This is a genomic window from Marinomonas phaeophyticola (assembly GCF_026966905.1).
Classification (GTDB): domain Bacteria; phylum Pseudomonadota; class Gammaproteobacteria; order Pseudomonadales; family Marinomonadaceae; genus Marinomonas; species Marinomonas phaeophyticola.
Genome location: NZ_JAPUBN010000008.1, coordinates 1 through 5982, shown reverse-complemented (window position 1 = coordinate 5982; position 5982 = coordinate 1). Strand labels below are relative to the sequence as shown.

Genomic DNA, 5982 nt, shown 5'->3' with positions numbered 1-5982 from the left:
GTTTACAGGCTAAAATTGTTATCCCAATGGCAACATCGCTGGCGTTTGGTATTTTATTCTCAACCGTGGTCACCCTTATTTTAGTGCCGATTTTGTACATTATTTTAGATGATATAAAACGTGCATTAAGACGATTCTTTATCTGGTGGTGGCAACCTAAAACGGCTGCAGAGCCATTGAGGGTCAGAAGAACATCATTAACTCAACATAAGTGAATGAGTTAATAAAAGCAGAGCAATTTTCGCTCTGCTTTTTTATGTGTTATGCGAGCCAAACAACAAAGTCTTTGCGGTTATTTCGCTACAATATGCCGATGTTAATTTAATCATCACAATCATTATGAGTACTACAAAGCCCACCTTAATTTACGATATCGGTCATCATCGTTATCTCAACATTACTGCTAGATGTACTTTACGATGTCAATTTTGCCCCAAACACAATGGCTCAAAACAGGTGCATGAATACGACTTATCATTAAGTAAGCCCATCACCGCAGAAGACATCATTCCGCTACTTGGCGATGTCACACAAATTGAAGAATATGTATTTTGTGGCTTTGGCGAATCAACTTTAAACTTGAGCTGTTTATTGCAAGTCGCAAAAGAAATTAAAGCCCGGGGCGGTAAAGTCAGAGTCAATACCGATGGATTAGGCAATCATTTTCATCGTCGTAATATCCTGCCAGAGTTAAGCCAGTATGTAGACAGTTTATCGATTTCACTCAATGCCGACACCCCTGAAGGGTATTTGCAGCACTGCCGACCTAAGTTGGCGAACTCGTACGAAGCGCTGCTCAAGTTTATTGAGTTAGCTCCGCAATACATTTCGCAAGTGCAGGTCACGGCCATAAATGGCTTAGACAACGTGAATATTGAGCGTTGCCGCGCTATCGCTGAACAATACGGTACTCAATTTAAGCAACGAGAATTAGATAAAGTTGGCTAAACTAGACATTCTTCCTAGCGCACCTTCATGCTATATTGCTGACAAGTGAATGCTAAAAAAAAAACTCAATGTTTAAACGCAAAGTAGTAAGCTCTTCTAATCCGTTATTAATTTCATCACAAGCCGCGCGATGGTCACAGCAGCATATTTTGTCGCTGCTCAGCCAATTAATTATCCTGCTCATTGCGGTGTTTATTATCACCAATATGGTTGTTAATTTAGGCGAACGTCGTTTGCAAGAAGACTGGGCAGATCAACGCTACAGTGAACTGCAAACTGTCGCCTCGTTGGCATCGGATAAAGTCGCGTTTCTACAATTTAGAACTCAAACTTTTGCTAAAGCTGAGTTACTTAGACAATATTTACAACAGCCTTCAAAAACGCAACAACGTAAAGTCACCGACAGTTGGCTCTCTCTCACACAGAACATTCCTGAACTGCTAGGGTTATCTCTTTACGACCCGCAAGGAAATTTACAATTTTCAACCACAGACAGTTTCGACAACCTGCAACTACCCGCCATGCTGCTAGGCTCTGGCCGCAATATGGGTGGCAGCGACATTTACACATCGCCCATGTCATTCACACCAATAGATGGCCGGCTTGAACCTTACTTTTATCAATTGTCTTGGATAGAAAACCCCGACCAAAGCGTTAAAGGTTACTTAGTCACTTACAACTCAATCACAAAATTACTTGAGTCAATCAAACCGGCATTTTTTAATCAAAACTCGCCTATGTTGTTTCTCGACACTCAAGGCTTTTTATATGCTGGAGCAAATCAACCTGAACCTTTAAGCAATATGCCAGACTCATTAGGGTCAAGCGTTAAACAAACTTATCCCGAATTGTGGAAAGACATGGCAATGAATAATTTTGGCCAGTTTTATAGTAACGATGCCACATTTGTTTATTTAAAAGTTGAACTCACCAGCCAATACGAAACCAAGAGAGAATACTTTTTATTGTCGTATATCCGTCACGATGATATTGCCGCCCGTTACCTAGAATGGCGCATGGTGATTTTAATTGCTGGCGTGTTAATCGCTTTACTGGCGTCGGCCTTGATCGTATTACGACATCTGTTTGTGCTTGAGCGCCGAGCTAAACTCAATAGCTTACAGTTAAGCCAAGGGTTGTTTAACAGTGAAATAAGCTGTCTGATAGTTAATGATAGTGGCCGAATAAGCAGTGCCAATCTAAAAGCAGCCAAAGCACTAGCCTTGTCGATCGACACCTTAACAGATCGTAACTTCCAACGTGTATTGCAACTCGATAACGATCGCTTTGAGCAAATAAAAGAAGCGTTAGCGCATCACCAACAATGGCGCGGCGAAGTGAGTATTGAGAGTGTTAATAGCACGTTACAAACCCACATAAGAAGTGAGTTATGCCCCAATAGCAAAGAGTCATATTGGTTGGTTACCTTTGAAGATATTACTATTTTATATGACAGCCAACGCCAAGCCTATTTGTATCAACTGTTGAGTGACAGTGCTGTAGCCACAGCATTAACTGACTCGAGCGGCAAATTGATTAAATGTAATAGTCAATTCGATCACCTCATGAAACTCAATGGTGAAACCGACATCCCAATTACTGATTTGTTGGGTAATGAACTTAAAAACCAGTGGCAAGACATTTGTGCCCAAATTAGCTTACAAGGTGAATGGACTGCGCAAATCATGCCGTTTACCCAAAGCCGTTATAATCAGTGCCTAAAAACAACCTTGGCTGGGCAACTTACCTTTGATGGTGATATTGAGTACTTAATTTGCACCTTTGAAGAAACGGCTCCCACGATAGCCGTACACAATAGCAGTAATGTATTTGGCCATAGTAGCGCCATTGTTTTGCGCTTAACCGAGCTTGAACATCACTTTAATAACCTCAATGAGCAAACCAAAATTCAATCGAGTTTGTTAGTCATGGACATTAACCCAGAAGGTATTTTCAGTAGTATGGGCAACATGAGTCAGCTAGAAAAACGCCAAAAAGACATTGAACTTCAGTTGTTAATCGAATTACCGCTTAATTATCAAATAGCCCAGTGGCAACTTGGTAAATTGGTCATTTTATTGCCCGACACCAATGCCACTAGTGCACATCAATACGCTATGAATGTAATGCACTGTTTAGCGGAAAACCAGTTGGCAGAAGGGATTAATATTGGTATTGCAGGGTATATGTCGCCGCAAAGTTTAGAGCAATATCTTGCCAATGCTGAAATTGCGCTAAAGCGGGCTAAGCAGTCGGTTGACCAAAACATTTGCCAAGCATTTACTCGCCCAACCTATACCGACCACCTCAATTAACAATAAGTCGTACCTTGACTCAACTTAAACGGTTAAGGTTCGACTTGGTGATGATCAACGACCTGAGTCTCTTCGTGTAAGTTACTGTCAGCTTCAGATGTAAAAGGTTGGATGTTATCAGGCAGTTTACTTTCGGTAATCTCAACAATATTTGAGCGATTCATCGTGACTTTGAAGCGAGCATACTCTGGTTGTTGCTTGCCATCTCGTAACACTGCAACAAGATTCACTTGATAGCGACGCTCAACAGATTCATTACTGATATTACCTTCAGACTCTTTATAGATTTTAGCTTTGCCGCGTTCTAAATGACGAGCAAATGGCACTAAGCTAAAGTTAACTTGTTCTTGAATTTCAGAATATCCGGCCTCAAAGGGTTTATTGGCCACTTTAGTGGCAATACGGTAATGCAACACCGTCGAGTCGACCTTATTTTGGCTATTTCGATGTTTCATGATTTCAGAGACGGTGCCAGGAATATCCTGTGAGCGCATAAACTCAAGCCAAACTAGCTGTTTAGCGACAATAGCTTGAGTGCTTGTGTCGCGTAAAATACGACTCCAACGTGGACGACCGCGTTGAATGAAACGCCACATGGCATTACGAAAGTCTTCTTTAAAGATTTCCCTGAAGCCATAAATCACTGCAAGCGTAAGGACAAGGGTTAGGGTTAGGCCATTAAAAAGCCTTGGGCTTTAATAATTAACGCCGACACAACCAACATCACTAAACCGGTTGCAAGGCCTGTTACAAATTTTTTCAGCCCAACACCAAGTGGTTTTAGCTCTTCTTTTAATACCACGCCTTGTTGGATAAGGCGTCGCAGCAACAACATTTTATTTGATATCCGATTGGCATCTTGCTGGGTTTGCATCGAATTGTATTTACACACTTGTTCGCGATAATAATTTTCGCTCCGACATAAATCCAACACTTTATCTTTCACTTCGCTAAAGTCTGCGCTGCGAGGAGAATAAGCTAATATTTTTAAGTAATTGTTGCTCACGAAACCAAGAGAGGTAATTATCTGCGTGTTCAAAATACGACTTCCACTTGGGATCGCTTGGTTCATTACGACGAAACTTTTTAAGTAATTGCATCACCACATCACACAGCTCGTCTAATGCCAGATAAAACTCATCTGGCATCACTTTTTTGGCGCAGCTCTTTACCGTCAGTTTCGATCGCGACAGCAAATTGATAGGCAAATAAATTAAGGTATAAACGAAACTCTTCCATCGTCCGCTTGTTTAAACTAATAAAACGAGACTGAACGAGTGGCAGGTGCAACCCTTTAGAGTAATACGAACGACGGCCTAAAATACCACTGTGGTAATATTCTTCTTCATCGAGAGTGTGTGAACCGATCCCCATCTCTGTAGGTAAATAGAAGTACAAATCAAATGTACGCTGATCCTGGAGCCATTTGATGGCTAAATTTGATTGATAACGCTTCTTCTTGTTTTACTTTAACTTTTGCCACTGTTTTAAATTACATACCATTTAAAGTTTCACCGATGTTATCGATATTAACCTAAAGATGGATTTATTCAATGTGGCTGAGGCAGAACTGCCGGGATTATCTCACAAGACCAAATACTATTACTGGGTATAAATGTTAAAGTTGCCTGCAATTGGTCATCGTTAATACTGTTGAGTTGCACCTCTAGCGGTAAAGTTTCACCATTAATAAGTTGCGTTTCATCTACTGTTAACTCATTCAACAAATATCCAAGTAAGATACTGTCATCATTTAATTTTTTACTTTTTAGTTGCATTTGTAATTGGTAATTTAAAGCGCCAAAATCGACCTTAACCACATGTCCTTGCAACACAATCGATTCGGCTGGTAATGACTCATTACCTAAATGGTAACGCAAAGCAGCATATTGATTTTCAAGTGTGAAGGTTAACAATAATTCACTGACAACAGAGGAAGCAGCTTGGGTTTGTGGCAGGTCAAAATAACCATCGGCACGGCAAGACAAGTGCCATTCTTGATGCGAGGGAACAAAGCGTTCAAGCGCGTGGTGAAAGTAAATAAGACGAACACCCACGTTAATACAAACAACAACTTGCCTCGCTTTGATTGCAATAATCGCCGCGCTCTTTTTCGCCACTTTACTCCTATTCGGTTAACCACAAATGAGCACCTTATGCAGCCATTCTTGAGTGATAAACGGTGAGTGCATGTCATTTACAGATAATTTAATATTTTTAAACTGCAATGATTGTGACTCAGATTGACTCAAAATAAAGCTCACATAATGACGATCTGTAGAAATCGCGGCGCTGATTGAGTTCCAACGTACATCATGGCACTGCTGTAATTGAGTGGATAAACAATCAGCATGCAAAATAGCATCTTGTGGGGATTGATTATCAAATACCGATAATTGCACCACTTGCCCATCTGCAGTGAGTACCTGCCTTATGACATCAGCTTTTGCAAATAACGGAGGATTAAGGTTAGACAACACAAACAGTAGCACGGCCAATAATGCCACAATAATAATCCCGTATTGTCCACAGGTCAGTAACCGGTTAGGTAAGTCGAGTATTTTAGTATGTTTGCCCTGGGTGGCAGGATAAAGAATGACACCTTGCTGTGGGATGTATTCTACAAGGTTTGAATGCTTGGCACATAAGTAATCAATAACATGATAAATAATGCCGACAAGTTCATTATGAGGTAATTGATGGGCACCGCTGTCAAGCA

8 protein-coding genes are annotated in these 5982 nt (G+C 40.8%); 3 read left to right on the top strand and 5 right to left on the bottom strand.

Annotated features, from left to right (window positions below; translation table 11 throughout):
- The 3 genes from O1D97_RS02560 to O1D97_RS02550 all read left to right on the top strand — a co-directional run.
- Nucleotides 1-215: hypothetical protein (locus tag O1D97_RS02560; protein WP_269122561.1), on the top strand; the 215-nt coding region annotated here is incomplete at its 5' end.
- 124 nt (nucleotides 216-339) lie between these two features.
- Nucleotides 340-948: a TatD family nuclease-associated radical SAM protein gene (locus O1D97_RS02555; RefSeq protein ID WP_269122560.1), complete on the top strand. Its 609-nt coding sequence runs from the start codon at nucleotides 340-342 to the stop codon at nucleotides 946-948.
- 68 nt (nucleotides 949-1016) lie between these two features.
- Nucleotides 1017-3263 (top strand): PAS domain-containing protein, encoded by a 2247-nt coding sequence (locus O1D97_RS02550; RefSeq protein ID WP_261732015.1) that lies wholly within the window; start codon nucleotides 1017-1019, stop codon nucleotides 3261-3263.
- 32 nt (nucleotides 3264-3295) lie between these two features.
- Here O1D97_RS02550 and O1D97_RS02545 read toward each other — a convergent pair whose 3' ends face one another.
- The 5 genes from O1D97_RS02545 to O1D97_RS02525 form a co-directional block, all read right to left on the bottom strand.
- Entirely contained in the window at nucleotides 3296-3859 is a 564-nt protein-coding gene (locus tag O1D97_RS02545; protein ID WP_269122557.1) for a hypothetical protein, read from the bottom strand.
- A 74-nt stretch (nucleotides 3860-3933) separates the two neighbouring features.
- Nucleotides 3934-4335, bottom strand: a complete 402-nt coding sequence (locus tag O1D97_RS02540; protein WP_269122555.1) for a hypothetical protein — start codon at nucleotides 4333-4335, stop codon at nucleotides 3934-3936.
- A gap of 65 nt (nucleotides 4336-4400) precedes the next feature.
- Entirely contained in the window at nucleotides 4401-4637 is a 237-nt protein-coding gene (locus O1D97_RS02535; protein WP_269122553.1) for a hypothetical protein, read from the bottom strand.
- A 176-nt stretch (nucleotides 4638-4813) separates the two neighbouring features.
- Nucleotides 4814-5383, bottom strand: a complete 570-nt coding sequence (locus O1D97_RS02530) for a hypothetical protein (RefSeq protein WP_269122551.1) — start codon at nucleotides 5381-5383, stop codon at nucleotides 4814-4816.
- Nucleotides 5384-5398: 15 nt separating this feature from the next.
- A partial coding sequence (locus tag O1D97_RS02525) for a hypothetical protein (RefSeq protein ID WP_269122549.1) occupies nucleotides 5399-5982 on the bottom strand: 584 nt, incomplete at its 5' end.

Bases quoted from the DNA above. Each gene is read 5' to 3' on its own strand.
- O1D97_RS02555 (WP_269122560.1), top strand. From the start codon at position 340: ATGAGTACTACAAAGCCCACCTTAATTTACGATATCGGTCATCATCGT.
- O1D97_RS02550 (WP_261732015.1), top strand. From the start codon at position 1,017: ATGTTTAAACGCAAAGTAGTAAGCTCTTCTAATCCGTTATTAATTTCA.
- O1D97_RS02545 (WP_269122557.1), bottom strand. From the start codon at position 3,859: ATGTGGCGTTTCATTCAACGCGGTCGTCCACGTTGGAGTCGTATTTTA.
- O1D97_RS02540 (WP_269122555.1), bottom strand. From the start codon at position 4,335: ATGAACCAAGCGATCCCAAGTGGAAGTCGTATTTTGAACACGCAGATA.
- O1D97_RS02535 (WP_269122553.1), bottom strand. From the start codon at position 4,637: ATGGGGATCGGTTCACACACTCTCGATGAAGAAGAATATTACCACAGT.